The organism is Desulfoluna sp. CLI2B (assembly GCF_056847375.1).
The window spans coordinates 4,926,691-4,953,336 of the sequence record NZ_CP186557.1; the positions used below are offsets into that span (position 1 = coordinate 4,926,691).

Below are 26,646 nucleotides of genomic sequence, written 5' to 3' on the forward strand. Positions count from 1 at the left end.
AAATTTTTTAAACACTTAGCACCCACGGCGGGTCGCTTTTTTGAAAAAAAGCTCCGCAAAAAACGTTCCAAATACACCCGCCTTTGTGTTGACCGCCCTTCGGGGCGATCAACACAAAGGGCGGGTGCAGGAATGACTCATTTCTTTCGGCGAAGACTGGGATGGCTTTCTTAAGGCCTGTTTGTCAAACGTTTCAAAAGTTTGGCCCCCGGCAGGGCCGCCGGAGGCAAACTGGGGCTCAATAGTTACCCTAAATACAAAGAAAGAAATCCCATGGCATTTACCCTGACAATTGTTTCTGTTTCCGACAGCGGGTTCCGATACCTGGATGACGCCTTTGCGCGGCTTGCCCAAAACCCGGAGGCCGCTGCGGTGGTCGAGAAAAACCTGACCATCCACCGCCACCATGTGGGGGAGCTGCGGGATTATGGGGACACCCTCTCCGCCATGAAAGACGAGATGCGCCGGTCCCACATGATCCTCCTGGACCTCATGGGCGCGCCCCCGTCCGTGGTGGGAGCCTGTGAAGAGGTGGCGGCCGATTACGGCGGCGACCTGGTGGTATTGGGGGCGGGCACGGATTTTTTACGGAGCCGGATGAAGCTGGGCCGGTTCAGCATGGCGGCCCTTTCGCGGTTCATGCCCTCCGGCAAATCGGGCAAGGGGAAAAAAGAGCCCCTGAACATGGAAAAGATGATGGGACGGATGGAGAGCCTGGGCAAGGTGCTTCCCGTGGGCCCCTTAAAGGACATGCGCCACTGGATCCTCCTGTCGAAGTACTGGTGCTTTGCCGGGCCGGAGAACCTGCTGAACATGCTCCTTCTCATCTGTCGCCATTACGGCGGAATCAAGGGCCTGCCCACACATGGTGACCTGGTGGACTACTCCCGGTATGTCCTCTTCGACCCCCGGCACCACCAGGGGTTCACGACCCTTGACGAACTCAAGGCAGCCTGGGGATGGGACCCCGGCCGCCAGACCGTGGGCGTCCTCTTCCACCACTTCGACTACCCCCATTACGCGTCGGGCGTCCTGTCGCGGATCATGGACAGGCTTCGGGAGACCTACAACGTGGTTCCCTTGGGCGTCTCCTCCGGCATGGAAAAATTCAGGCAAATCGAAGCCCTCATGGATGACGGCATGACCGTGGACCTGCTCTGGGATTTTCTCCCCTTTCGATTCGGGGCCGGGCCCATGGGAGGCGACCCCGAGGCGGGGCTTGCCATCTTTCGAAAACTGGGGGTTCCGGTGATGCACCCCTTTTTCCTGGGCAAACGAAAGAAAACCGAATGGAAAGAGAATGTCTGCGGCTTGAGCCCCATGGAGCTGGTGATCCAGATCATGCTCCCGGAGCTCGACGGGGTCATCGACACCGTGCCCGTGGCAGCCCTTGGGGACCACACCCCCGAAGGCGGTGCATCCGAATTGCACATCTTGGAGGGGCGCCTGGATAAGCTCATGGGCCGGGCCCGGGGCTACCTCAAGCTCCGTGAGCTTGCCAACGCCGAGAAAAAAATCGCCTTTCTCCTTTACAACTACCCCCCCGGGGAGGGCAGCGTGGGGGGCGGCGCCTTCCTGGACGCCTTTGCCTCCATGGAGCGCATCACAACGGCCCTTCACCATGCGGGCTACGGGTGCAACCCCATCTCGGCAGACCGGCTGGAAACAACCTTCATGGCGGAAGGCGTCTGCAACACGGCCCAATGGCACCTGCCTGACGCCGTTCCCATCCGCTGGCCCTCAGAGGCATACCTGCAAGGGGATGCCCTTCACCGGGAGCGCGTGGACGAGATCAGCCAGGCCTGGGGCCCGGCCCCCGGACAGGTGATGGCCGAAGCCCAGGATGTCATGATACCAGGCATCCTGGAGGGCAACCTCTTTGTGGGGCTCCAGCCGAGCCGAGGCCCCCATGACGACCCGTCCGAGCAGTACCACGACAAGGCCCTTCCCCCCCACCACCAATACCTGGCCTTTTACCGGTGGCTGGAGCATGAATTCAAAGCCGATGCCGTGGTGCACGTGGGGACCCACGGCACCCTGGAATTCCTCCCAGGAAAAGAGAGCGCCATGTCCGACGCCTGCTTTCCCGACCACCTCATCGGCCGCATGCCCCACTTTTACCTGTACTACAGCGGCAACCCCGCCGAGGCCACCATCGCCAAGCGGCGCATCCACGGCTGCCTCATCAGCCATGCGGGGCCGCCCCTGAAGCCTTCGGGCCTTTACGGCGAGGCCGCCGAGCTGGAAGGGGTGCTGAACGAACTGGCCGAATCCGAGGCCATTGCCCCGGAGCGACGCAGCAGGCTCGAGGAGAAGCTTTCCGACATGGCGAAAGCCATGAATCTCAACCTGGAAGGGGAGCCCACCCCGGATGCCATTGCCCACGAACTCATGCGCATGAAAACCATGCTCATGCCCGTGGGCCTCCACACCGTGGGCAAACCCTTCACCACAGAGACCGAAACCCTCTACCTGGCAGCCATGCTCAGCTGGGACAGGGGAGAAATCCCGGCCCTGGAGGCGGTTCTCCGCCGCCTTCCGGGCCTTGCCGCACCCGATGCGGCGCAAAAGGCCTGCGAATCCATCATCCGATCCTATTACATGGGAGACAAAGACCTCTACCGGGAGCTGGCGGGCCAGGCAGACCATGGGACCCAAGCCCTCCTGGACAGAGTGCTCAGCTACGGCACCCAATGCCGCCACAGGATCCGGGAGACACAAGAGATAGACGCCCTGCTGGGGGCCCTTAACGGCTCCCGTGTGGAGGCCAAGCTGGGGGGAGACCTCATCCGCGACCCGGAAATCTTTCCCACGGGCCACAACCTCTTTCAGTTCGATCCCCGTCTCGTGCCTTCGGACGCGGCCATGGCAAGGGGCCAGAGCATTGCAGAGAGCACCCTTGCGCACTACCGGAAAGAACACCACGGAAAATGGCCGGACTCGGTCTCCGTGGTGCTCTGGGGCCTCGAAACCTCCCGCACCCGGGGCGAAACCCTCTGCCAGGTCCTGGCCTACCTGGGCGTTCGCATCACCTCCACCCGGGCGTCCATGGAAAAAACCTTTGAGATCATCCCGTCCGCCGAGCTGGGGCGTCCCCGCATCGACTGCATCACAACCATCTGCGGCTTTTTCCGGGACATGTACCCCACCCTGCTGGACCTGTTGGACAACGCCTTTGACACCGTGGCCTCCCTGAACGAACCCGACGAGGCAAACCATGTCCGAAAACACAGCAGGAACCGGTTTGCGACCCTGGTCAAAGACCACGGGGAGCAAGAGGCAAAAGAGCTATCCCGGGCCCGGATCTTCGGTCCGCCCCAGGGGGAGTACGGCACCGGCATCACCAGCATCATTGAGTCTGGCAACTGGCAGGACGAAACCGAAATCGCCGAGGCCTACCTCGCCTCCCAGAAACACATCTACACCCGAAACCGGCGGGGGGAAGCCAGGGTCGACCTCTTTCGCGAAGGGCTGAAAACCGTGGACCTGGTCTCCCAGGTGAGAAGCTCCGCCGACTACACCTTCACCGACCTGGACCACTACTACGAATTTTTCGGCGGGCTCTCCCGCTCGGTACAGGCTGTGCGGGGGGAAAAGCCGGACATGCTCATCACCGACAGCTCCGGCAGCCAACTCTTCACGGACAAAGCCTCCAAAGCCGTGGAGCTGGGGGTTCGCACCCGCCTGTTGAACCCGGAGTACATCGACAACATGCTGGCCCACAAGGTCCACGGAGCCCAGGAGATCAACGCCCGCATCGAAAACCTCGTGGGCCTCTCCGCCACCACGGGCACGGTGGATTCCTGGGTCTTCAGCCAGGTAAAGGAGACCTACGTGGACAACTTAGAGGTGTACGAAAAACTCCTTGCCAACAACCGCTTTGCCGCCGCCCGCATCCTGGAACGCATGCTCGAAGCCTGGCAACGGGGCTATTGGGATGCCACCGATGAGGAGATCATGGACCTGCGGGAAAGGTACATGGAGCTGGAGGGAGACATCGAAGCGGCCACCGACCCCGGGGACGCCCCCATGGGGGGTATCTCATGAGCCACCTCTTCCCCTTTGCCGCCGTCACCGGCCAGGAGACCCTCAAACTGGCTCTTCTCCTCTGCGCCGTGAACCCGAAGATCGGCGGCGTGCTGATCCGCGGAGAAAAAGGCACGGCCAAATCCACCCTGGTGCGGGGCCTTGCCGAAGTCCTTCCCGAAATCGAGATGCTCCCGGGCTGCCCGTTCCACTGCGCCCCCAACGGCAGCCGAACTTGCCCCGTATGCGGCACACAGCACACACAGCCTCCGGTTCGCGTCCGAAGACGGGTGGTGACCCTTCCCTTGAATGCCACGGAAGACCGCCTCATCGGTGGGGTGAACTTCAACCGGGCCGTCAGGGAAGGACAAACAGTCCTCCAGCCGGGCATTCTGGCAGCAGCCCACCGTGGCATCCTCTACGTGGATGAGGTAAACCTTTTGGACGACCACCTCGTGGACAGCATCCTGGGCGCCGCCTCTTCCGGAGAAAACCGTGTGGAACGGGAAGGGCTCTCCTTCTCCCATCCCTCCCGATTCCTCCTGGCGGGAACCATGAACCCGGAAGAAGGGGCCTTAAGGCCCCAGCTCCTCGACCGATTCGGGCTCTGCGTGGACGTCACCGCCGAGCAGGACCCCACCGTCCGCATGGAGCTCATGGTGCAGCGGGAGACCTTTGACCAACACCCGGAAGCGTTCCGAAACACCTGGAAACCCCAGACACGGGAACTCGCCCGGGCCATCGAAAAAGCCGTGGCCCTGCTCCCCCGGGTCACCCTGCCCACAACCCTAAGGCGAAAAGTGGCGGAGCAGGCCCGGAACGCCGGAGTGACCGGGCACCGTGCCGATCTTGTCATGGAACAGGCAACACGGGCCCACGCAGCCCTCATGGGCCGAGAGATAGCCACGGATGAAGATCGCCAAACAGTTACCCCCCTTGCCCTGAGCCACAGGGCCCGGGAGATGGCCCCACCTCCCCCCGAACCCTCCCCGTCAGACAAAAGCCAGAATACCGCAGATAATCAAGGCGAGGAAAACGCTTCCCAGTCGGAGCCCACATCGTCTAAAGGGAGCCAGCCTTCAGGCGACACGTCACCAAAAAACACCCCACCGACTCCGGAGAGGGTAAAGGAGGACGACACCGTTTTTAAAACCGGCACCCCGTTTCGGGTGCGCGCCATTGAAACGGGCAAAGACCGTAAAGCCCGAAAGGGCTCGGGGCGAAGGTCCCGGACCCGAGTAGAAGGCAACCAGGGACGCTACATAAAAAGCTGCATGAACCGAGGAGGCCGGGACATTGCCCTGGATGCCACCTTGCGGGCCGCTGCCCCGTACCAGAGAATCCGAACAGCGCCCCAAGGTCAACGCCTCTGCATCCGCCCCGAAGACATCCGTGAAAAGATCCGGGAAAAAAAGACCGGGAACGTCCTTGTTTTTCTTGTGGACGCCAGCGGCTCCATGGGCGCCAGGGCCCGCATGACAGCGGCCAAGGGCGCCGTGCTCTCCCTGCTGCTGGACGCCTACCAAAAAAGAGACAAGGTGGCCATGATCTCCTTTCGAAGGTCGGGAGCCATCGTCAACCTGCCCCCCACCTCCTCCGTGGAGCTGGCCGCCCGCCTCTTAAACGACCTGCCCGTGGGAGGCCGCACCCCGCTCTCCGCAGGGCTCAGCGAAGCCGCGGCCATGGTCGCCTCCGTCACGCGACGGGACCCGGGGGCCCGGCCCGTGATCATCATGATCACCGACGGCAAAAGCAACGTCTCCATTGGAGACGCCAAACCCGTGGACGAAGCCCTGACCTTTGCCACCCGCCTGGCCCAGGACACCCGCGTGAAAACCATCGTGGTGGACACCGAACAGGCCGGACGATTCCGCTTCGGACTGGCCCAAACCCTGGCAAACGCCGCAGGCGCCGAATGCTACCGCATCGACGACCTCAAAGCTGACGCCCTGGTGGGGCTGGTGAAAAAACGACACCCTGCAACATAAACGTAAAAAACAGCCTCCGGCGACCCTGTCGGGGGCCAAACTTTTGATAAGTTTGACAAACAGGCTTCGCCCATTTTCATCGGGGTAACCAAAGAGTACCGAAAAAACATCGGCCATACCCGACCCCAAGCCTGTCTTCATGGACCAATAATCCAACCATGAAGAACACGAAAACGTTTGAATAAACATCAATGCTGGCTACGGGCGAAGCCCGTCAGCGAATGGGAAGGGGTGAGGAACGAACCCCAGAGCATTCGCAAACCTGGGATGCAGGGGCTGTAGCCCCTGCCCACCGGGGGCACTTGACAACCAATGGACAGACATGAGGTTCCACGTTGAAACCATCAATATTTCCTTTTCCGGCCCTTGTGGGGCAAGAGCGCATGAAGCTTGCCCTGATTCTCAATATTATCAACCCCGGGCTTTCCGGCGTTCTTATTCGCGGAGAGAAAGGCACGGCAAAGTCCACGGCTGTCCGGGCCCTGGCCGACATCCTGCCTGCCATGGAAAAAGTTAAAGGATGCCCGTTTCAACTGGTGCCTTCCGAGATGGGAGAGATCTGCACGGAGTGCATGGTGGAAGAGTGCCCCGCTCAAGGGGCGGAGAAAAAAGACGCGCCGGAGGTGGAGAGTACCCCTGTGAAGGTCGTGGAGCTGCCCGTGGGGGCCACCGAAGACCGGGTGGTAGGCACCATGGACTTGGAACATGCCCTGAAAAAAGGAGAAAAACGCATGGAGCCCGGCCTGCTGGCATCGGCCCACCGGGGCATCCTCTATGTGGATGAGGTAAACCTGCTGGATGACCACGTGGTGGACGTCCTCCTCGATTCGGCGGCCATGGGCGTGAACGCCATCGAGCGGGAAGGCGTCTCCGTCTCCCACCCGGCCCGGTTCACCCTGGTGGGGACCATGAACCCCGAAGAGGGAGAACTCCGCCCCCAGCTCCTGGACCGCTTCGGCCTCTGCGTCACCATCGAAGGCAGCCGGGATCCCGAAGAACGGGTGCAGGTCATGGAGCGACGGGCCGCCTTTGACCAGGACCCGGAAGGATTTTGCAAGGGATGGGAAAAGGCCTCTGCTGATCTTTCCCTGCGCATATCAAAGGCCGTGGCCCTCTACCCCACCGTCACCGTGGAGCAGGCCTGCCTCTACGACATCGCCACCATCTGCCTCGATGTCGGGGTGGACGGACACCGGGGCGATATCATTATCCTCAAAACCGCCAAAACCCTTGCCGCCTATGACGGCCGCGACACCGTCACCCAAAAGGACATCGAAACCGCTGCCGAACTCGCCCTGCCCCACCGCGTACGCCGAAAGCCCCTGCAGGAGGTCACCCAACACGTCAAAACACTGAGAAAAAAACAACCTGCGTAGACAGCGTAAATCAAAAGATGCCTCCGGCGGCAAGGTGTGCCACCTTGAAAGCAGGTTGCGGACTGCGCACTTGCCGTCCTCGGGTCAAATCACATCCGCCTTTAAAGTAAAAATTCACTCAAAAAGATTTTTTAAAGCCCGTTTGTTAAACTTTTTAAAAGTTTACCCCCCGGCAGGGCCGCCGGAGGCATAAGCTGAATAGTTACCCTTAAGTTTACTTAGTACTGGCAGTACACCCATGACATCCGCTTGGGAAACAGGGCATCCACCAGGCGGGCGGTGCTGCCTGAGGCGGGGCACACGGCCGGATCCACGTAAATAAGATCCGGAAAAATATCGGGCCGGATGTGGCGGATCTCCTGCCAGGACCGGTGACCCAGGCAGAGCAGGGCAAACAGATCGTCGGTCATGCTCATCATGGCATCGCAGTCATCGCCTGTTGCCGGGCCGATGTGGTAAAGCTTGCCGTCCTGCCAGGCAAGGTCGATGCCGGAGTCGAACAAGTTGAGCCGCAGGGTGCCTGTGTAGCTGGGGAAAAGGCTGTCCGCCAGTCTGCGCTCCAGGACCGGTGCCATGCGCTTCAGAAAAGCTTCTTTGTCCACCACCTTTACCTGCCAGGCGTAGGGAAGACTCTCCGGGGCGCCCATGGACCGGGCGATCTTTCCCAACGTGGATTCCCGGTGCAGGTTAAGGCGGACATAGGGTTTGTCCCTTTCCAGGGCTTTTCCCTTGCAAAACGAAAGAATCTCTTGTGCCGCGCCCTCGTCAACGCCTTCGCTGACTTCACTCACAATGAGGCCCTTGCCGAATCCGTTCAAGGCGATACGAAAGTAATGGGAAGCCTCGCCCTTGGGATCCGTCATCACCCAGAACTCCGAGCCGTACTCTGTCTTGAGGCTTTCGGAAAAAAGGTACCGCCAGTTTGCTTCCGTCCGTTTCACGGCAATGGAATAAGCGCCCCGGTAAGCCTCGTCTTTCGCCATTAAAAAAGGGATATCCTCCACCCCCGCCCGCCTGAAGTCAAAGCGGGGCTTTTCAAGCTTCCCGGGAAGGACGTCCAGGTGCAGGTTGATATGGTTCTCCATCTCCACGGCGTAGTGAAACCCGAACCGATGGTAAAACCCGGGAATGCCCTGGATCACGGCAAGGTCGTACCCCTCGTCCGCAAGGGCCTGGTTGAACTCTTTGTTCAACAGCCGCATCAACCCCTTGCCCCGGTGGGCTTCAAGGGTCCCCACGATGCCCATCTCCGCAACCTTCAGGGGCACCCCCTCCATCTCCCAGGCCCAGGGAATGAGAGCAAAGGCCGAGACAACCCGGCCGGTGGCCTTCTCCTCCGCAATGAACCAGTTCTCCTTTGTCATGCCCGGAAGGTGATGAAACATGGTCTCTGCCAGCACCCCCACCTCTTCCGGGTGAAAGACCTCCTGAAAAAGGTCGTGAAGGCGTTTTCCATCGTCCTTGGATTCTGCGCGGCGTATGCGATACTCAGTGTGCATGGTTCTGTCTCCATCATGGGTGTAAATTGCAAGGAAAAACGCGCCTCAGGCGGCGAGGTGATCCACCTCGAAAGCTGACTGCCCCTCATGCAACAAAAAATTTATTGTCCCTTGCCATTGGTATTCAACACGGGCGAAGCCCGTCAGCGAATGAGATCGGCCTGAGGGACGAAGGCCGAGAGCATTCGCGAACCTGGGGTGCAGGGGCTGTAGCCCCTGCCCGCCGGAGGCAGGACTGTCATTTTTTCAAAAGCAGGCAGACATATCCGTATTCGTCGCCATGGGTTTCATCCAGGAGAATCTCGTCGGTCATCTCCCGGAGGGCGCGGCTCATGCCAAAGGTTTCGATGGTCTTTTTAACGGTGGCTTTCATGTCGCTGTAAAAATCCTGCCAGTCCCTGCGTGGAAGGATAAAGGTGTCCACGACCTCATAGCCCAGGGTTTCCGCCTGCTTTTTCCGTGTGTCGGGGTCGGTCATCCGGGGGTATTCAATGCGCCAGTAGTCCTGGCAGGCTTTGGAAGGTTTGCGGGTAAGCCATACGGCGTCGCTCAGGAAGAGGTAGCCGCCGTCGCGGATAAGGGGGCGCCACAGAGAAAGGGCCTCCTCCACGCCAACAATGTAAGCACTGCCCTCGGCCCACAGAAGGTCAAAGTGATTTTCCGGAAAATCGAGGCTGTGCATGCTCATGTTAAGGGGGGTGATCCGATCTTCCAATCCCCGGCGGGTCACCTCTCCTTGAAGACGATCCAGAAACGGCTGGTGGTTGTCCACGGCCGTGATATGTGCACCGCACGCCCCGGCCAGGACAAGGGAAGCCGAACCGGAGCCGCATCCGATATCGAGGATGGAACGGATTTCCTCAGGATGGCCGATGCTGCCAAACGCCTTGAGGGTCGCCTCGGTACTCCCCGGCCCCTGCCGCTTCATCTGTTCGAAGACGTGGAAAAAATGATTCACGTAGGTGGCGTTGTCGTGCATGTCCCGCGATACCCAGCGAATGTAGAGCGCCTCCTTTTCACTGAACCCCATCTTTCGCAACCAGGCAGCATGAGCATCTGCCGAACGTTTTTCAAACTCCGCATGCCACTCACGGGCATCGGCTGGAGCCATCTCAGGCGGGGCATCCCCGGTGATCCGATGATAAAGGGAACGAAGCAGGTCCCGGGCCACCGTCATCTCCACAAGCTCCTTTTCCAGGTGCACGAGCCGCTCCCGGATAAGCGCCATATCAGGGTCGCCGTCCATAAAATGTCGGCACTCGGCAAGGGAAAACCCCGCCTTCTGGAGCTGCTTTAGCATCACAAGCCGGTCCAGGGCACCCTGCGAGTAAAGCCGGTACCCGTTCACCGGATCCCTTTCAGGCACAACCAAACCGCCCCTCTCGTAATAGAGAAGCGTGGAACGGGATATGCCGAGCTTTTTCGTGACATCGGAAACGGTGTACATGACCTTGTTCCTTTCATCTGTTCCGTCAACCCAACACTCTATCCGGCTCCACTCAGTAGCCTATAAACCTGTAGACAGGTCAAAGGTTTTTTCAGGTCATTCGCATGCCCCGAACATCTCTTCGAGCTGCCATGCGTCTTCATGCCACTGGGGCCAGTTTCGGAACCATTCCGGCACCACGGCTTCACGCACCCTGTCCGACACCGGGATATAGGGTTTCAGATCGATGATGGGTGTGCCGTCGTGGGCATCGATCCAGGGAACCCGGATAATGCCCCGTTCCATGTCCACATGAAGGCAGGCACAGGTGGTCACGGCCATGGGGTTGGGCCGATACGGGGAGCGGCAGGCAAAGACGCCTGCCTCAACGCCCTCTGCATAGGGAAGCTCCGTCAGCAGACGCGCCCTGTCTTCCCTTGTGTCGTGGTCGTTCGCCCACCAGAGAACCTGTACATGGCTGAACCGATGAAGCTCTTTCAAGGCACGTCTAAAAGCCTTGTCCACCTGCAGGGTAAAGCCCCCTTCGGCCTCTTCATGCACCTGGCCCACGGGGCAAATGGAATAGGTCTCTTTCGTTGAATCGATCATCATGAACACTCCTTGGGTTCTGGGTTCATCAAATGAAGAGATGAATACACCAGAACCCAAGGGCCTTACTTTTCCGGGATTGCTTTCCGGTTTGCCCATCTTGCTATTCCTCTCGGGCAACGCACCGCATACAAATATTAGAATGACATACGCCTTGACAAACCCCACCGACTTAAACAATACTACAGCCCATACAGTATTGGTTAATACGGCATACGCCTACGATATAAGCCCGGTGCGGAGTCTCTCTCCCCAGGCCCGAACCCCGCCGAATCCAGCCAACGAATTCGGCAAGACTCATTTTACATGGTGATGTGATGAAAAAGATTGCGGTTTTACCCGGTGATGGAATCGGCCCCGAAGTGATGGATGAAGCGGTCAAGGTCCTGGACGCGGCCCAGAAAAAATTCGGTTTTGAACTCGCCTACACCTGGGCGGACGTGGGCGGCGCGGGCATCGACAACCAGGGCAAGGCCCTGCCCGAGCCCACTGTCACGGTCTGTGAGGAGAGCGACGCCATCCTCTTCGGCTCCGTGGGCGGCCCCAAGTGGGAGCACCTGCCCCCGGCCGAGCAGCCCGAGCGCGGTGCCCTGCTGCCCTTGAGGAAACACTTCAAGCTCCACTGCAACCTGCGCCCTGCCAAGGTCTTCAAGACACTGGTGGATGCCTGCCCCCTGCGGCCCGACATCGCCAAAGACGGCTTTGACATCCTCTGCGTCCGCGAACTCACCGGCGGCATCTATTTTGGCGAGCCCAAAGGCCGCCACGGCGAAGGCGCCGACGAGACCGCCTTCGACACCATGATCTACACCCGCGCCGAGATCGAGCGCATCGCCAGAAACGCCTTTGACGCCGCCATGAAGCGCAGCAAAAAAGTCACCAGCGTGGACAAGGCCAACGTCCTGACCACCATGGTGCTCTGGCGTGAAGTGGTCAACGAAGTGGCCAAGGAGTACCCCGAGGTAACCCTGGACCACATCTACATCGACAACGCCACCATGCAGCTGGTCAAAGACCCTCACCAGTTTGACGTCCTCGTCTGCTCCAACATGTTCGGGGACATCATCTCCGACGAGTGCGCCATGCTCACCGGCTCCATGGGCCTTTTGGCCTCGGCCAGCTTAAACGCCGACGGCTTCGGCCTCTACGAGCCCGCAGGCGGCTCCGCCCCCGACATCGCGGGCCAGGGCGTGGCCAACCCCATCGCCCAGATCCTCTCCGCCACCATGATGCTGCGCTACAGCCTGGACCTCGGCGAAGCGGCCGATGCCATCGAAGCGGCCATCTCCAACGTCCTCGAAGCCGGCACCCACACCGCGGACATCGCCCGCGAAAACAGCACCGTGGTGGGCACCGCCGCCATGGGTGACGCCATCGTGGCCGAATTGGCAAAAATGTAAAACCGTGCCTCCGGCGGGCAGGGGATAATCCCCTGCACCCCAGGATTGCGAATGCTCCGGGGCTTCGCCCCGTCACATTCGCTGACGGGCTTCGCCCGTGGGGCAGACCATATGGGCAGATTGGCACCACCCCGCTATATGGACAGAAATGGGGCTGTCCGGGGAAGGAGCAACCTGTATGGTCACAAAGATTCTGTGTACTGAGATGGTATGAAATCAGGACGGTGAGGGCAGCGTTGCTGCCCTCACCACCCCTGTATAACCGGTCCCGCCATGGGCTGGTTGGTGCCCGCAAGGGCCCAATTGTGGAAACGGGACACAAGCGTATGCTGTGTCCCGTTTTGCGTTGGGAAGACAGGGGGGGGACTGAAAAGTAAACTCGTTCTTGTGGCTGACAAGTAAAGCCAATGGTTGTTACCGCTGGCTTCCCTGTGGAAAAAGTGGAGCCCGCTCAATTCGAGAGACACGGCCTCCCGAACCGGAAAGCCGAAGGTAAAACCGCCACCTACCAGCCTTGAATCCACACAAACCGACTCGCCCAGAGGGCATCTTTCAGGGCGTCCAGCAGGTCGCCGTAGCTGAAGGTCCGGGTGTCGGTGTCGGGCCATGGGGTGTCGGACACCGGGGGCGGTGCCACAGGGGATTCCGTGGGCTCCGACGACCAGGTGGCAAGGAGCATGTCCCGGCTGCCGTTGCCACCGGTTGCAATGGCTTCCAGCCCCGCGTAATGCGTCTCATCCGGGTAGGCAACGGGCTCAGAGGATGTAACGGGATGGTTGTCCATAAGGGTCAGGGCCTGACCCGATTCCGAGATATGGTAGAGGCTGAGGTAGCCTGTGGGGTGTGGCGGGGAGAGAAACACCCGATAGCAGCGCCCCGACCGCAAGACGCCGGAAGGCGTCACGACCAACCGCAAGCCCTGGTTGTCGGCCTTTTCCACAAAAAGCTGCCGGAACCAATCCTCGGGGGGAATGGGATAGACTTTTCCCTCAAGGGCCATGGCCCATCCGCCGTGCCGCCTCACCACATGATAGTCGTCGGGAAAAATGCCGAGAAACGAAAGACTGTACGAAAAAGGAAGGCTCGCCTTGTACCCGGAGGCATGGACGTATCCCGAAGCCCGATCCCCCATGCGGCCATCCCCGAGCTTTTGCATGAACGTGCGGTTGTCATAGGCCAGGGCCACAAAATGCCTTCCCCCTGCCTTGCCGTGCTTCACCGGGGTGAGAATACTACCGAAATAAAACCGGCTGACAAGGGAAACCCGGAACCGGGCAGAGCCCGACGCCCCGTCAGCCCCCTGCTCCCGCACCACCTCCCCCGTGGACGAGACCCGGACCCCCAATGACTCGGCAATCTCCCGTGCCGCGTCCGCCCGGGCTTCCGCCATGGTCTCTCCCTGCCCGTACCCCACCAGCACATGCCCGGGCCCCGCAAGGTCCCGGTTCACATACCAGGCAGGGCCGCCGCAACCGAAACAACCCAACAGAATAACCACACCAGCAATCCATCCGACACAACGCATCACACACGCCCTAAGTCTAAATAACTATTTTGCTCAAAACAGCCTTCTATGGTTAAAGTCGGGAGCAAAAGCAAGCCTCCGGCGGCGAGGTGAGCCACCTCGAAAGCTGATTGCCATTGCGCTTTGCCCTTCGTTCCTCAGGGCAAAGCGCAATGGCCTTCGGCTCGGGCTACGCCCGACATAAACGCTAATGATTTGTGCGGTCTGGCTCACAAGCTTCGAAGTCACAGGGTACGTTGTCGCTATTTGCCCATTGCCGATTTAACCGCACTGCCTCCGGCGGTAGCTTAAAATAAAACCGGACCAAAAACGTTTCGGTTTCAGCCCTCTTTTCCCTCAGCCCTGAAAGGCTGAGGGAAAAGAGGGCTACAGACTCGTTAAGGCCAGAACATATGACTCCCCAATATCAGTAAAACGACCGGAATTGTTCTCAAAACCTGTTTGTCAAACTTTTCAAAAGTTTGGCCCCCGGCAGGGCCGCCGGAGGCGTCCTTTTACGTCCCCGGCAGTTTCAACCGGCCGTTGCCCCTCAAGGTCGGTTCCTGGAGCTGCGTGCCGCCCCTGGCCCTGCTGACGCGGCGGGTCTGGTCGTGGACGCGCTCAAAGAGGCCCTCCAGGGTATGGTGGGTGTGGCACAGCTCTTTCATGAGAAAATAGCTGAAGAGTCGGTGGCCTTTTTCCGGGTACATGTTGGAAAACTGGCGTTCGGTTCCGGCGGTGAGAACGGCCATGCTGCGGTCATCGACCTCTATCCCTTTGGGCACGAGGCGGGTGGCGGCCCGGCCGTTACCAAAGGCGGATGAGCCGTCGGAGGCCCCTGTAAAACAACTGTCCAGAAACACGATGGCTTCTGCGACCCGGCTTTGGGAGAGGGCGTCCAGCAGGGCGTCTACCCTGAAAAAGGGGTCGGTATGGACAAAGTCCGGTGCCTGGTCCCGGGCCAGGAGATAAGGGGCGCTGCCCTGGGTCAGGGAGGGCAGGCCGTGGCCGCTGTCGTGGAGGACCAATCACGGTCTCCCGGCAGCCTCGCAGGAGAAAGCGAAACTGGTCTTTGATGGAGGCGGCGGTGACGGGAAAGGTGCGGGGGGCAAGCTCCGGGATGTCGCTTTGCCCGTCGTCGGTCAGGAGAAAGACGTTTTCAGGCGGAACCCCCAGGCGCTTCATGGCCACCCGGGTAAAGAGCTCTGCGCTGCGGCGTGAATAGGTGATGGGGCCGGTCTGGTCGTAGGCCTCGATGCCCATGGCAAAGAGCCAGTTCCGCGAATCCCTTTGCACCTTGCTGCTGGCTTTAAGCAGAGCAGGAAGATCATCGTCAAAGGAGGCGATGGGTTGAGGGGCTCCTTCGACAGCAGCGGTCAGGGCTGCTTTCACCGCCCCTCGATCCTGGATTGCTGCCAGGGGAAGCAGCTCTGTAAACCTGTTTCGCTCCGGTGAAGAAAAAGCGAGAAAATCGGCGCGCAGCTCCGGGGGGAGTTTCAAAAGGTAGGGGCGATGGTCGGGGTCCAGCCGGCCGAAGGCAGAGGCCTCCTTCCGGGTAAGGTCGTACCGCTTTCGGTACCAGGGGAGCAGGTCCAGGGTCTGGGCATCGGAGGCCCCCTCGCAGGAGGCGCTCACATACAGGGTTCGCGATTCGAGGAGGGCGTCGGTAACGTCCGGGCGATAGAGGCCGTCTCCCAGGGCCAGGGTCTCCACCGAACGCCCCTGATCGTCCATGACGGTCACCCGGATGTTCCCCCAGACCTTTTGTTCGCGGACGGTTCCGGTCTCTTCATGGATCCGGCGTCGATCCACGACATCATAGTCCACCGGAGCCCACAGGTACCCCATGAAAAGCCAGGAGCGCAGGTGGCTGTCCACAACCCGCTGCCGCATGGCCTCCTCCCCGTCGGGCTCCCCCCAGCCGGTGTCCACGCACATGGCCGGGGTTACCACAACCCCTGCCACGGTGGAGAGGGCGCTGCCCAGGATCAACCGGGCATCGGGTTCGTACCCGTATATCTCCAGGCGGGTCACCCCCCTGGCTTCCACCCGGGTTTTGACCACCCGTTCCGGCACAAGCCGCACCGCCTTCACCCGAAACCCGGGCTGCCCATCTCCTTCCTGTGCCACGTGCACACGACATGGCCCGCCGGGCCCTGGTACAGGCTCACCGGCGTATTCAAAGGCAAAGCGTTTTTGGGTACATGCGCTGAAAAGACACAGAACAACCAAGGCAGGCAACACACGTTTCACAAGGCACTCCAGACGGTTTGCGTTCGCACGACCAGCCCTTTACCGACACAAGGGCCTCCCTCTTCTATTTTTAGGTATCGGCAAACGTTGCCTCTTTCTGAACTGCCCGGGATATGACAAGGGACTTTTGGTGGTACAGAACGCGGCCGGATATGATAAAGTGGGCTGTTGATAAAAAATACGCAAACAAATGACTTGAGCGCCGCCCGCAACCGGACATGGTCCGACGCTTCGGGCGTGCCATCCATGATAAACGTTGTATCCATAGCCTATGGCTGGTTAGAGACCTCACCCTATGACACAGAATTACCACAGACGCAGTCCCCACCCCAAGCGCCGGAGACACCGACGGCCGCCCAGAAAAAAATTCGCACCCACCATCAAGGCCGGCTCCGATGAGCGGCTGAAACCCATTTTTGAGCAGATAGGCACCCCGGAGGCCCGTCCTTTTTCTCCGGACCGATTTCAGCTGGAAGCGGTGGAGGCGGTTCGTCATGGGGATTGCCTGGTGACGGCCCCCACGGGATCGGGAAAAACCTGGATTGCCGAGCAGGTCATCATGGGGGCCCTGGAGCGGGGAGAGCGGTGCTGGTACGCCACGCCCTTAAAGGCCCTGACCAACACCATCTTCAGCCGTTTCTGCGATCTCTTCGGCAAAGGGAGCGTGGGGATCCTCACGGGGGACATCAAGGACAACCCGGACGCCCCCATTATCGTGGGCACCACCGAGATCCTGAGGAACCAGCTCTACGACGCCATGCACACCGGCCGGGACCTTACCACCGACCTGGTGGTCATGGACGAAGCCCACTACCTGGGGGACGCCGACCGCGGCGTGGTCTGGGAAGAGGTGATGATCTACCTGCCCTCGCGGATTCCCCTGCTGTTGCTCTCGGCCACCGTGGGCAATGCCCGCCAGATCGCGGACTGGCTCACCGACCTAAGGGGCCGGGAGGTTCAGGTCATCGAAGAGACCAAGCGCAGCGTGCCCCTGCACCCCCTGTTTTTCCACCCCTCGGGCACCCTCTTTCCCCTGGTGAGCCAGAAAGGGGGCAAGGGAAGCGTGGGGCTGTACAAAAAGGTCAACTCCTACGTCAATCAGGACAATCCCCCCATTCTGGCGCCCCCCAACCGGTTGCCCCCCATGGGCGAGATCATGAAGGTGCTGAAAAAATACCGGCTGCTCCCCGCCATCTTCTTCATGAAGTCCCGGGCCGACTGCAACGGTGCCCTGGAGCTCTGCTCCGGCGAGATCCTGGCCGGGGACCCGGCCCGTGCCGACCTTCTCTCCCAGCGTGTGGACGAGATCCTCACGGCCCACCCCCATCTCAGCCGCCACAAGCAGCGCTATCATTTGGAGCACCTGGCCGTGGGCGCCCACCACAGCGGGCAGCTCCCGGGGTGGAAGATCGTCATCGAGACCCTCATGAACGAAGGGCTTTTAGACGCCATGTTCGCCACCAGCACCGTTGCCGCCGGGGTAAACTTCCCCGCCCGGAGTGTGGTGATCATGAACTCGGACCGTTACAACGGCGTGGAGTTCATGCCCTTGTCCTCCTCGGAGTACAACCAGATGACGGGCCGTGCCGGACGGCGTGGCAAGGACAAGGTGGGTTTTGCCGTGATCCTGCCCGGCAAGTTCAACGACCTCCGGCACCTGGCGCGCCTCACCAACCAGGCCCCCGAGCGCGTGGAGAGCCAGATCCGCATCAACTTCTCCATGGTGCTGAACCTGTTGCTCTCCCACAGCCCCCACCAGATCGAAGGGCTCCTGGACAAATCATTTGCCTCCTTCCTGCTGGAGAAAAAGCGGGGCAGAGGCCGAAACAACAGGCGCCTCTGGGAGGATTTCACCCTTCACCTGGAGTTTTTGAAGTTCAAGGGATTTGTGGACGACGACAACCGCCTCACCGCCGACGGCGAGTGGGCATCCCGCCTGCGCATCGACTCGCCCCTTCTGGTGGGGGAATGCTTCCGCCTGAAGCTCTTCCCCGAAGACCCGGCCCTCATGACGGCCATGGTGGCCTCCTTTGTGAACGAACGGGAACGGGACGACGAGAGCATCGACCGGAGCGCTCTGCCCAAGAAGCTCATCCACACCTTCCTCACCATCAGAAAGGGGCTCACCCCCTTTGCCCGGGAGATGCTGGACTGGGGATTTAACGTCCCCTTTCTCTACCTCCACCCGGCAGCCACCCTGTACCTCTGGGCAGCAGGCACCCCGTGGAACGATGTGGTAAGGTTCTCGGGCCTTCAGGAGGGGGACCTCTCCAGGCTGGTTCTGCGCACCGCCGACAACCTGCACCACATTGCGGCCCTCTCCGCGGTCTTCCCCCAGGCAGCGGCCGCCGCAGCCGAGGCCAAGAAGGCGATCATGAGGGACCCCATCGTCACCACACTGGAAGAGATTCCCGAGCACCGGGAGGGGCCCGTTGCAGGTTCTCCCGTATAATGCTGGGCGTTTACTTTATGCGTCATTTTATTTATATAGGACCTCACGAGGATAACCTGTGATGATCCGGCCCATGCACAAGGGCCAAAAAGACGAAGCAACGATACAGACTTGAAGGAGTAAATTCATGGAACCATGCCCATGCGGACTTGATGCGGCTTACGATACCTGTTGCGGACCCATTATCAGAGGCGAAAAAGCCGCTGAAACGGCAGAGCAGCTCATGCGCGCCCGATACACCGCCTATGCCAAGGTGGAGACCGATTTCCTGAAGGAGTCCATCCACCCCGACAAGCGCCACACCCATGACGAACGCCAGAACTCGACTGGTGGCGAATCCGAGTGGTTCAACCTGGAGGTGGTTCGCACCGACAAGGGCGGCGAAGGCGACGAAACCGGCCAGGTGGAATTCATCGCCAACTACGCCGTCAAAGGCGAAAAGGCTCGCCACCACGAGCTGGCAAGCTTCGTGAAGGTCGACGGTGCCTGGTACTTTGACGACGGCGTGGGCGTTGTCCCCGAGACCGTTGTCCGCCAGGGCCCCAAGGTGGGCCGCAACGATCCCTGCCCCTGCGGCAGCGGCAAAAAGTTCAAAAAATGCTGCGGATAGCACAGCGGTAATCCGTTTCATTCCGGGAAAGCCCTCCTGCCGAGGGCTTTCCCCTCCCCCTCTTCCGCCGGGGATTCCTGCTCCGGCACCCTGTGGGTCTCCCACACATGTCACACCCAACCATCACGTTAAGGAGCATATCATGATTGAATGGGCATACCTTCGAAAAGGCTGAACGTCCTGTACCAAGACCCAGGAGTTTCTTGGGCCCCTCAACCTCGCCCCCAAAGAGGTCGTGGATGCGCGAAAAGAGCGCATTGACGCCGATGCGGCCTGGGCCATCCTCTCATCACGCCCCCTGGTAATCACGGCCCGGGGAAAAAAGGTGACGGAATGGCAGGCCAGCGACGAGAACAAAGAGGCCATACTCAAGGCGGCCATGGGGCCGTCCGGAAACCTGCGCGCCCCCACCCTCAGGTTGAAAGACCGGATTGTGGTGGGGTTTCACGACGATTATTATAAGGCAACCTTCGCTCCATAGAACCCGATGCCTCGGGGCAACATCCCCTGGCATCCCAGTCGAAAGGAAAGAAACATGTTGAAATTGTTTGCACCGCTTCTCATTGCCGTTTTTTCCCTGTGTTTTGTCGGATCGTTTGCCTCCGCCGCCCCCACCCTGGACGACGCCAACCCAGGCGAGGTGATTTTCACGGCCCAGTCCGACACCACCCCTCAGCCCACGGCCGTTGAAGCCGACGTTGAGGCCGAGGCAGTCCCCCTGCCCCCGGAGCCCATGACCTCCGAGGACCTTGAAACCGCAGCGGACATGGAACCTGCCGAAGAGCAAAACATCCCGATCCTTGTGAGTGTCTCGGAGATGGTCATCGCAACAGACATTGTGGAGCGTGAGCCCGTTGAGACCGGTACCCTCTTCTCCACGGACACCCCGCGCCTCTTCTGCCACAGCCGCATTGTCTCCCCCGAGCCCACCACCATCACCCATGTCTGGTACCGTGACGGTCAGCGCGTGGCCGAGGTGCCCCTGACCATCGGCGCCTCCGCGTCCTGGCGAACCTGGAGTTCCAAGGCCATGAGCCCTTCCCTTCCTGCGCCCTGGCGAGTGGAAATCCTGGCCGAAGACGGGACCCTGCTGGCCCAGACCGATTTTTCCGTGGAATAGCCAGACGCTCAACACCACGTGCCTCCGGCCGGACACAACCGGAGGCACGTTGTAACTATTCAGCTTGCCTCCGGCGGGTCGCTTTTTTTAAAAAAGAGCTCCGCAAAAAGATTAAAACAATCAAAATCGCTGAAATTCATGCCAAAGCCGTCAAGACCTGTTTGTCAAACGTTTCAAAAGTTTGGCCCCCGGCAGGGCCGCCGGAGGCAAACATAAGCTGAATAGTTACGGCACGTTTAAAGTCCGATGTGCCTTTATCCGACATAAGGAATAAGGCACACACGTTCCCGGTTCCGTAACCGGCCGCATGACGGCCCCATCACGAGGAAGGAGGACCCACATGGCTCTTTGGGACAAGCTGAAAGGTGAACTGGTCGATGTCATCGACTGGTTGGACGACTCCGGGGACACCATGGTGTGGCGGTTCCCGCGGTACCAGAACGAGATCAAGTACGGGGCCAAACTCACCGTCCGGGAGTCCCAGGCCGCGGTCTTTGTGAGCGAAGGCCGCATCGCCGATGTCTTCGGGCCGGGGCTCTACAGCCTCACCACCCGCAACCTGCCCGTCCTTACCACCCTCCAAAAGTGGTACCACGGCTTTGACAGCCCCTTTAAAGCCGAGGTCTACTTCTTAAGCACCCGAAACTTCACGGACATCAAGTGGGGAACCAAAAAGCCCATCACCCTGCGGGACCCCGAGTTCGGGCCGGTGCGCCTTCGCTCCTTCGGCACCTACGTGGTCCGTGTCGCAGACCCCAAGGCCTTCATCACGGAGATCGCCGGCACCGAGGGGCACTTCACCGTGGAGGAGATCACCGGCCAGCTCACCAGCATGGTCATCACCCGCTTTGCCGACCTCCTGGCCGAAAGCAAGATCCCGGTCCTGGACCTGGCGGCCAACTACAACGAGCTCTCGGCCTGGGTCACCGCCAAGCTTGCCGGAGAGTTTTCCGCCTACGGCCTGGACCTCACCAAGCTCCTCATCGAAAACATCGCCCTGCCCAAGGCCGTGGAAGAGGCCCTGGACAAACGCACCAGCATGGGCATCGTGGGGGACCTGGACGCCTACACCAAATTCCAGGCCGCCAACGCCCTGGAAAAAGCGGCGGAAAACCCCTCGGGGGACGCCTCGGCAGGGGTGGGCATGGGCATGGGGTTTGCCATGGCCAACCAGATGACCCGGACCATGGCCGACCAGGCAGCCCAGGCCAGTCAGCCTGCGGCGGCCCCCACCTCTTCCGGCGCTGCCGTACCGCCCCCCTTGCCCCCCCAGGAAGCCATCTCGTATTACCTGGGCATCGGCGGAGAACAAAAGGGTCCATTTTCCCCCAAGATCGTCCACGAGATGATCCGGGACAAGGCCATCACCAAAGAGACCCTGGTCTGGCGCAAAGGCATGGAAGGCTGGGAAAAGGCCACCGATCTTCAGGAGCTCAGGCTCCTCCTGGAAGACGGGCCGCCCCCGCTGCCTTGATAGATCAACACGCCCCCGGCGCCCTGCCGGGGGCCAGAGGTTTCATCCGCCTTCGCCCACGGGCTTCGGCGCCAATCGGAACATGTTTTGCGGGGCTTTTTTTCAAGCGCCCCGCCGGAGGCAAGCGAAAGTGCTGCCCCCACTGGTTGACATCCTTATCACCCCACAGAGTTTGACCTATGGCCAATTGCAAAAACTGCTCAGCCCCCATCCCTGCGGACACCATTGTCTGCAGTTACTGCGGAACCCGAAACGACACCGACCTGTCCGGCATCCACGAGTACACCGAGGTGGCCCCTGAAAAAGAGCGCATCTGCCCGAGGTGTGAGAAGGCCATGAAGACCATCGACCTCAAGATCGGCGGCACCTCGATCTCAACGCTGCGAAACGTGCATGGGCATGTTCTTTGATGCCGGTGAGCTCGAAGCCCTCATCAAGGCCACGGTGAAAAACGTGGGCCACGTCAACCACAAGAAGCTCAAAGAGCTCTACGCCCTGCAGCGCCACGACGAGTACGGCATCTCCTACATCAAGTGCCCGGTGTGCGAGACGGTGATGAACCGCGTCAACTTCGGCCAGCGAAGCGGTGTGATCATCGACCGCTGCCCCGACCACGGGCTCTGGCTGGACGGTGGAGAACTCCGGCACCTTTTGGAGTGGGTCAAAGCCGGCGGGCAGATGTACAACGACCAGCGCGAGGCCATGAAGCGAAAAATGGACGCCCGGGAGGACATCAAGGTCAGGCGGGCCACCACGGTCCACGGTGGCGGAGGCTTCGACACCTACGGGGCCACCCTGCGCCACAGCGACCCGGACCTCTTCACCATGGTGGGCCGCGTCATCCGCTGGCTGGTGAGATAAGCCGTTGTGACACGCTGATAATCTACGGCACCGACGGAGCGCGTACGTGGCGTCCGTACCCCGCCTTCCGGGCCCGGGGGGCGCAAGCCCCTTTGGGCCCCCACACATCCCGCCGACAACCTGTCTGAACCTTTCACCTTCATCGCCCCATCCCGGCATTTCCCCCCCCGCCTTTGCCCCGTCAGCCCGGAAAATGAGCCAGCCCCCCGGAAAGCCGGGCCCCTTTGCGCACCAGATACTTGCGAGTTTCGAAGGAGTCTGGTAGGTTACCTCGGTTATGCGGCAGAAAAGGGGCCACGCACGCGCGGTATCTTTAACGACGCGCCATCTGAACACAAGGGCCGGGACCACCCCGTTTTTTTATCCATAACGGGCCCCCGCCTCGCCACCCAAGGAGTGATTCCATGTCAAATGAAGGCAACAAGGTCATCTACTCGATGATCCGTGTGAGCAAATACTACGATAAAAAACCGGTGCTCAAAAACATCTCTCTCTCCTATTTCTATGGGGCCAAGATAGGCGTCCTGGGCCTCAACGGCTCCGGGAAATCCTCCCTGCTGCGCATCCTGGCAGGGGTGGACACCGAATTCGACGGCCAGACCATCCTGTCCGACGGCTTTTCCATCGGGTACCTGGAGCAGGAGCCCCTGCTGGACGAAGACCGCACGGTCATCGAGGTGGTCAAGGAGGGCGTCCAGGAAGTGGTGGATCTCATGAAGGAGTACGATGAGATCAGCGAAAAATTTGCCGAGCCCATGGACGACGACGCCATGGACAAGCTCATTGCCCGCCAGGGCGTGGTGCAGGAAAAACTGGACCACCTGGACGCCTGGGACCTGGACTCACGCCTGGAGATGGCCATGGACGCCCTGAGGTGCCCGCCCGCCGACGCCAAGGTCAGCGTCCTGTCCGGGGGTGAAAAGCGCCGCGTGGCCCTGTGCCGCCTGCTGCTCCAGAAGCCCGACATCCTTCTCCTTGACGAACCCACCAACCACCTGGACGCCGAGACCGTGGGCTGGCTGGAACAGCACCTCCAGCGCTATGCGGGCACCGTCATTGCCGTGACCCACGACCGCTACTTCCTGGACAACGTGGCGGGCTGGATCCTTGAGCTGGACCGTGGCGAAGGCATTCCCTGGAAAGGAAACTACTCCTCCTGGCTGGATCAGAAGGGCAAGCGCCTGGCCCAGGAAGAGAAGCAGGAGAGCAACCGCCAGAAGACCCTCGCCCGGGAGCTGGAGTGGATCGGCATGAGCCCCAAGGGACGGCACGCCAAGTCCAAGTCCCGTATCACCGCCTACGAAAAGCTCCTCAACGAGGACACCAAGCAGCGTGAGCAGGAGATGGAGATCTTCATTCCCCCCGGCCCCCGCCTCGGCAACATGGTCATCGAGGCAGACAAGGTGGCCAAGGCTTACGGTGAAAAGCTTCTGGTGGAGAACATGAATTTCATGCTCCCCCCCGGCGGCATCGTGGGGGTCATCGGCCCCAACGGCGCGGGCAAAACCACCCTCTTCCGCATGATCACCGGTCAGGACACCCCGGACGACGGCACCATCAACATCGGCAGCTCCGTGAAGCTGGCCTACGTGGACCAGAGCCGGGACAGCCTGGACGGGGACAAGAGCATCTGGGAAGTGATCTCAGGGGGCCAGGACACCATCTCCCTGGGCAACCGCGAGGTCAACTCACGGGCCTACGTCTCCCGCTTCAATTTCTCCGGTTCTGACCAGCAGAAAAAGGTGGGCGCCCTTTCCGGCGGCATGCGAAACCGCGTGCACCTGGCCTGCATGCTCAAAGAAGGCGCCAACGTCCTTCTCCTTGACGAACCCACCAACGACCTGGACGTCAACACCATGCGAGCCCTGGAAGAGGCCCTGGAAAACTTTGCGGGCTGCGCCGTGGTCATCAGCCACGACCGCTGGTTCCTGGACCGCATCGTCACCCACATCCTCGCCTTTGAAGGGGACAGCCAGGTGGTCTGGTTCGACGGCAACTACTCCGAGTACGAAGAGGACCGCAAGAAGCGCCTGGGCATCGACGCGGACCAGCCCCATCGGATCAAGTACCGGCACCTGACCCGATAATCGTCGGGGCCGACGGAAGGCACGGCGCCTTTTCCGTCGGCCCTCTCCAAGGGGGCACGGCGTTCCGAGGAAAGATGTTCACCGCCCCGGGAAACACGGCCCGTTGCGGCGATCCCTCCATTGATAAGTGATTGCAGAGTTGATAAAATTTGTTATATAGATTGTTATATACCCACAATAAATCCGAAGCACCCGACGTGACAGACGGCGATGGGCTTCGAAACAAAGACCGAGAATCAGCTTGTATTTCAAGTATCTTTCGGCCCTGCCCCCTGTGGTTCACGCCCACACCGTTTGCGCCGCCGTCACTCTTCACCAACGCCATCTTCTGATTCGGGGAGAATGCATTGCCCATGGCCACCATCCTCATCATCGACGACGACCAACAGATCTGTGAAATCCTTGAAGCCTTCATCCGAAGGGAAGGCCACCGCTCCATGTCCCGGCAGACCCTCACCGAGGGATTGCAGCAACTGGAGAGCGCGGCCTTTGATCTCGTCTTCCTCGACGTCGGCCTTCCCGACGGAAGCGGCCTGGAGCTGGTGCGCCGCATCCGCAGCACCCCGGGAGAGCCCGAGGTGGTGATCATCACCGGTGCCGGCGATGCCGACGGCGCGGAAATGGCCATCAAAAACGGCGCCTGGGACTACCTCCAAAAGCCTTTTAATTTAAAAGAGATCACCCTCACCCTGAGCCGGGCCCTCCAGTACCGGGAGAACCTCAAGGCCTCTTCGGTCAAGGAGGACCCTGTGGACAGCCAGGGGATCATCGGCAGCAGCCCCGTGATCCACGACTGCCTCACCACCCTGGCCCATGCCGCCCGAAACAACGCCAGCGTACTCATCACCGGCGAGACAGGAACCGGCAAGGAGCTCTTTGCACGGGCCGTCCACAACAACAGCAAGCGCAAAGAGAACCGCTTTGTGGTGGTTGACTGCGCGGCCCTGCCCGAGACCTTAAAGGAGAGCGCCCTGTTCGGCCATGAAAAGGGCGCCTTTACCGGGGCTGAAAAAACATCGGAAGGCCTGGTGAAGCAGGCCGACGGAGGCACCCTCTTCTTGGATGAGGTGGGGGAAATGGACCTGCCCCTTCAAAAGGTGTTCTTAAGGGTCCTTCAGGAGAAGTGCTACCGCCCGGTGGGGAGCCGCATCGAGCAGAAAAGTGATTTCCGGCTGGTGGCGGCCACCAACCGGGACCTGGACAAGATGGTGGCCGAAGGCACCTTTAGAAACGATCTCCTCTACCGACTCCGCACCGTGGCCATTGAGCTGCCCCCTTTGCGCATGCACCCCGAGGACATCCAGGCCATCATCCTCTACCACACCGGGGCCATCTGCCGGAACTTCGGCATCGAGCCCAAGGGCTTTTCCCCGGACTTTTTCCAGGTGCTCTGCGCCTACAGCTGGCCCGGTAACATCCGGGAGCTGGTCAACACCCTGGAAGGGGCCATCAGCAAAGCAGGGGAAGAGCCCATCCTCTTTCCCATGCACCTGCCCGATGCCATCCGGGTCCACGTTGCCCGGGCCAACCTGGCGGGTGATATGCCCCCGCAGGCCACCACCGCGTACCAGGTCGAGAAAAAACCCGAAGGGCTCACCGCGGTTCCCCCGCTTCTCTCCCCTGCCCCCTCCCCGGCGCTTCCATCACAGGCTCACGAGATGCCTTCCCGGGAAGAGGTGCTCACCCAGGCGGACCAGGCCTATCTCAAGCACCTCATGCGGGTCACCCGTGGAAACATCAAAGAGGCCTGCCAGGTCTCCGGTCTCGGGCGGACCCGTTTGTACACCCTGATGAAGAAGTACGGCATCTCCCGACTCGGCTGGTCCACCGCAGAGCCGGAAAAAGACGATGCCTGCCCGTCCGCCCCCCTTGAATAGCGGACGGACCAGACGGCGGAGAGCCCCGATTACAGGGCCTCTCCGGCCACAATCCAAACCATCTATTCACTTTTGTGAACATCC

At 60.6% G+C, this 26,646-nt stretch carries 18 protein-coding genes and 1 pseudogene; 13 read left to right on the forward strand and 6 right to left on the reverse strand.

Translation table 11 applies throughout. From position 1 onward, the window contains the following. Positions 1-273 precede the first annotated feature (273 nt). The 3 genes from ACOYW2_RS22935 to ACOYW2_RS22945 all read left to right on the forward strand — a co-directional run bounded on the left by ACOYW2_RS22935 (position 274) and on the right by ACOYW2_RS22945 (position 7,390). Positions 274-4,047 (forward strand): cobaltochelatase subunit CobN, encoded by a 3,774-nt coding sequence (locus ACOYW2_RS22935; protein WP_482768123.1) that lies wholly within the window; start codon positions 274-276, stop codon positions 4,045-4,047. Continuing rightward, entirely contained in the window at positions 4,044-6,014 is a 1,971-nt protein-coding gene (locus ACOYW2_RS22940) for a putative cobaltochelatase (RefSeq protein WP_482768124.1), read from the forward strand. The genes ACOYW2_RS22935 and ACOYW2_RS22940 overlap by 4 nt, the downstream gene beginning before the upstream one ends. 335 nt (positions 6,015-6,349) lie before the next feature. Beyond that, entirely contained in the window at positions 6,350-7,390 is a 1,041-nt protein-coding gene (locus ACOYW2_RS22945; RefSeq protein ID WP_482768125.1) for a magnesium chelatase ATPase subunit I, read from the forward strand. 218 nt (positions 7,391-7,608) lie between these two features. Here ACOYW2_RS22945 and ACOYW2_RS22950 read toward each other — a convergent pair whose 3' ends face one another. From ACOYW2_RS22950 to ACOYW2_RS22960, 3 genes are all read right to left on the reverse strand, one after another. Further along, positions 7,609-8,889 carry a GNAT family N-acetyltransferase gene (locus ACOYW2_RS22950; protein ID WP_482768126.1) on the reverse strand — a complete coding sequence of 427 codons (1,281 nt, stop codon included), beginning with the start codon at positions 8,887-8,889 and terminating at the stop codon, positions 7,609-7,611. 238 nt (positions 8,890-9,127) lie between these two features. Next, positions 9,128-10,336, reverse strand: coding sequence for a MerR family transcriptional regulator (locus ACOYW2_RS22955; RefSeq protein ID WP_482768127.1), 1,209 nt, complete (start codon positions 10,334-10,336; stop codon positions 9,128-9,130). Between the two features lie 96 nt (positions 10,337-10,432). Next, positions 10,433-10,927, reverse strand: coding sequence for a TrmO family methyltransferase domain-containing protein (locus ACOYW2_RS22960; protein WP_482768128.1), 495 nt, complete (start codon positions 10,925-10,927; stop codon positions 10,433-10,435). A gap of 314 nt (positions 10,928-11,241) precedes the next feature. Between ACOYW2_RS22960 and leuB the strand changes: the two genes are divergently transcribed. Continuing rightward, positions 11,242-12,324 (forward strand): 3-isopropylmalate dehydrogenase, encoded by a 1,083-nt coding sequence (gene leuB, locus ACOYW2_RS22965; RefSeq protein WP_482420191.1) that lies wholly within the window; start codon positions 11,242-11,244, stop codon positions 12,322-12,324. A gap of 505 nt (positions 12,325-12,829) precedes the next feature. Here leuB and ACOYW2_RS22970 read toward each other — a convergent pair. The 3 genes from ACOYW2_RS22970 to ACOYW2_RS22980 form a co-directional block, all read right to left on the reverse strand. Next, complete coding sequence (locus ACOYW2_RS22970; protein WP_482768129.1) at positions 12,830-13,822, reverse strand: hypothetical protein; 993 nt, start codon at positions 13,820-13,822, stop codon at positions 12,830-12,832. A gap of 521 nt (positions 13,823-14,343) precedes the next feature. Next, entirely contained in the window at positions 14,344-14,691 is a 348-nt protein-coding gene (locus ACOYW2_RS22975; protein ID WP_482768130.1) for a hypothetical protein, read from the reverse strand. After that, complete coding sequence (locus ACOYW2_RS22980; RefSeq protein WP_482768131.1) at positions 14,636-15,964, reverse strand: hypothetical protein; 1,329 nt, start codon at positions 15,962-15,964, stop codon at positions 14,636-14,638. The genes ACOYW2_RS22975 and ACOYW2_RS22980 overlap by 56 nt, the downstream gene beginning before the upstream one ends. A 412-nt stretch (positions 15,965-16,376) precedes the next feature. Here ACOYW2_RS22980 and ACOYW2_RS22985 point away from each other — a divergent pair, with 412 nt between their 5' ends. From ACOYW2_RS22985 to ACOYW2_RS23025, 9 genes and pseudogenes are all read left to right on the forward strand, one after another. Continuing rightward, entirely contained in the window at positions 16,377-18,533 is a 2,157-nt protein-coding gene (locus tag ACOYW2_RS22985; RefSeq protein ID WP_482418250.1) for a DEAD/DEAH box helicase, read from the forward strand. 127 nt (positions 18,534-18,660) lie between these two features. Beyond that, entirely contained in the window at positions 18,661-19,143 is a 483-nt protein-coding gene (locus ACOYW2_RS22990) for a YchJ family protein (RefSeq protein WP_482420196.1), read from the forward strand. Between the two features lie 187 nt (positions 19,144-19,330). Then, positions 19,331-19,624: pseudogene (locus tag ACOYW2_RS22995) on the forward strand (ArsC family (seleno)protein); the annotation flags it as partial. A gap of 54 nt (positions 19,625-19,678) precedes the next feature. Then, positions 19,679-20,263, forward strand: coding sequence for a DUF2914 domain-containing protein (locus ACOYW2_RS23000; protein WP_482418252.1), 585 nt, complete (start codon positions 19,679-19,681; stop codon positions 20,261-20,263). A 340-nt stretch (positions 20,264-20,603) separates the two neighbouring features. After that, positions 20,604-21,737: an SPFH domain-containing protein gene (locus ACOYW2_RS23005; protein WP_482418253.1), complete on the forward strand. Its 1,134-nt coding sequence runs from the start codon at positions 20,604-20,606 to the stop codon at positions 21,735-21,737. 179 nt (positions 21,738-21,916) lie between these two features. Beyond that, positions 21,917-22,147 (forward strand): double zinc ribbon domain-containing protein, encoded by a 231-nt coding sequence (locus ACOYW2_RS23010; protein ID WP_482768132.1) that lies wholly within the window; start codon positions 21,917-21,919, stop codon positions 22,145-22,147. Continuing rightward, positions 22,131-22,598, forward strand: coding sequence for a TFIIB-type zinc ribbon-containing protein (locus ACOYW2_RS23015; protein WP_482768133.1), 468 nt, complete (start codon positions 22,131-22,133; stop codon positions 22,596-22,598). Before ACOYW2_RS23010 ends, ACOYW2_RS23015 begins: the two co-directional genes overlap by 17 nt. 404 nt (positions 22,599-23,002) lie before the next feature. After that, positions 23,003-24,685, forward strand: a complete 1,683-nt coding sequence (gene ettA, locus ACOYW2_RS23020) for an energy-dependent translational throttle protein EttA (RefSeq protein WP_180142281.1) — start codon at positions 23,003-23,005, stop codon at positions 24,683-24,685. Positions 24,686-25,038: 353 nt separating this feature from the next. After that, on the forward strand, positions 25,039-26,562 hold the full coding sequence (locus tag ACOYW2_RS23025; protein WP_482768134.1) for a sigma-54-dependent transcriptional regulator: 1,524 nt from the start codon (positions 25,039-25,041) through the stop codon (positions 26,560-26,562). Positions 26,563-26,646: the final 84 nt, after the last annotated feature.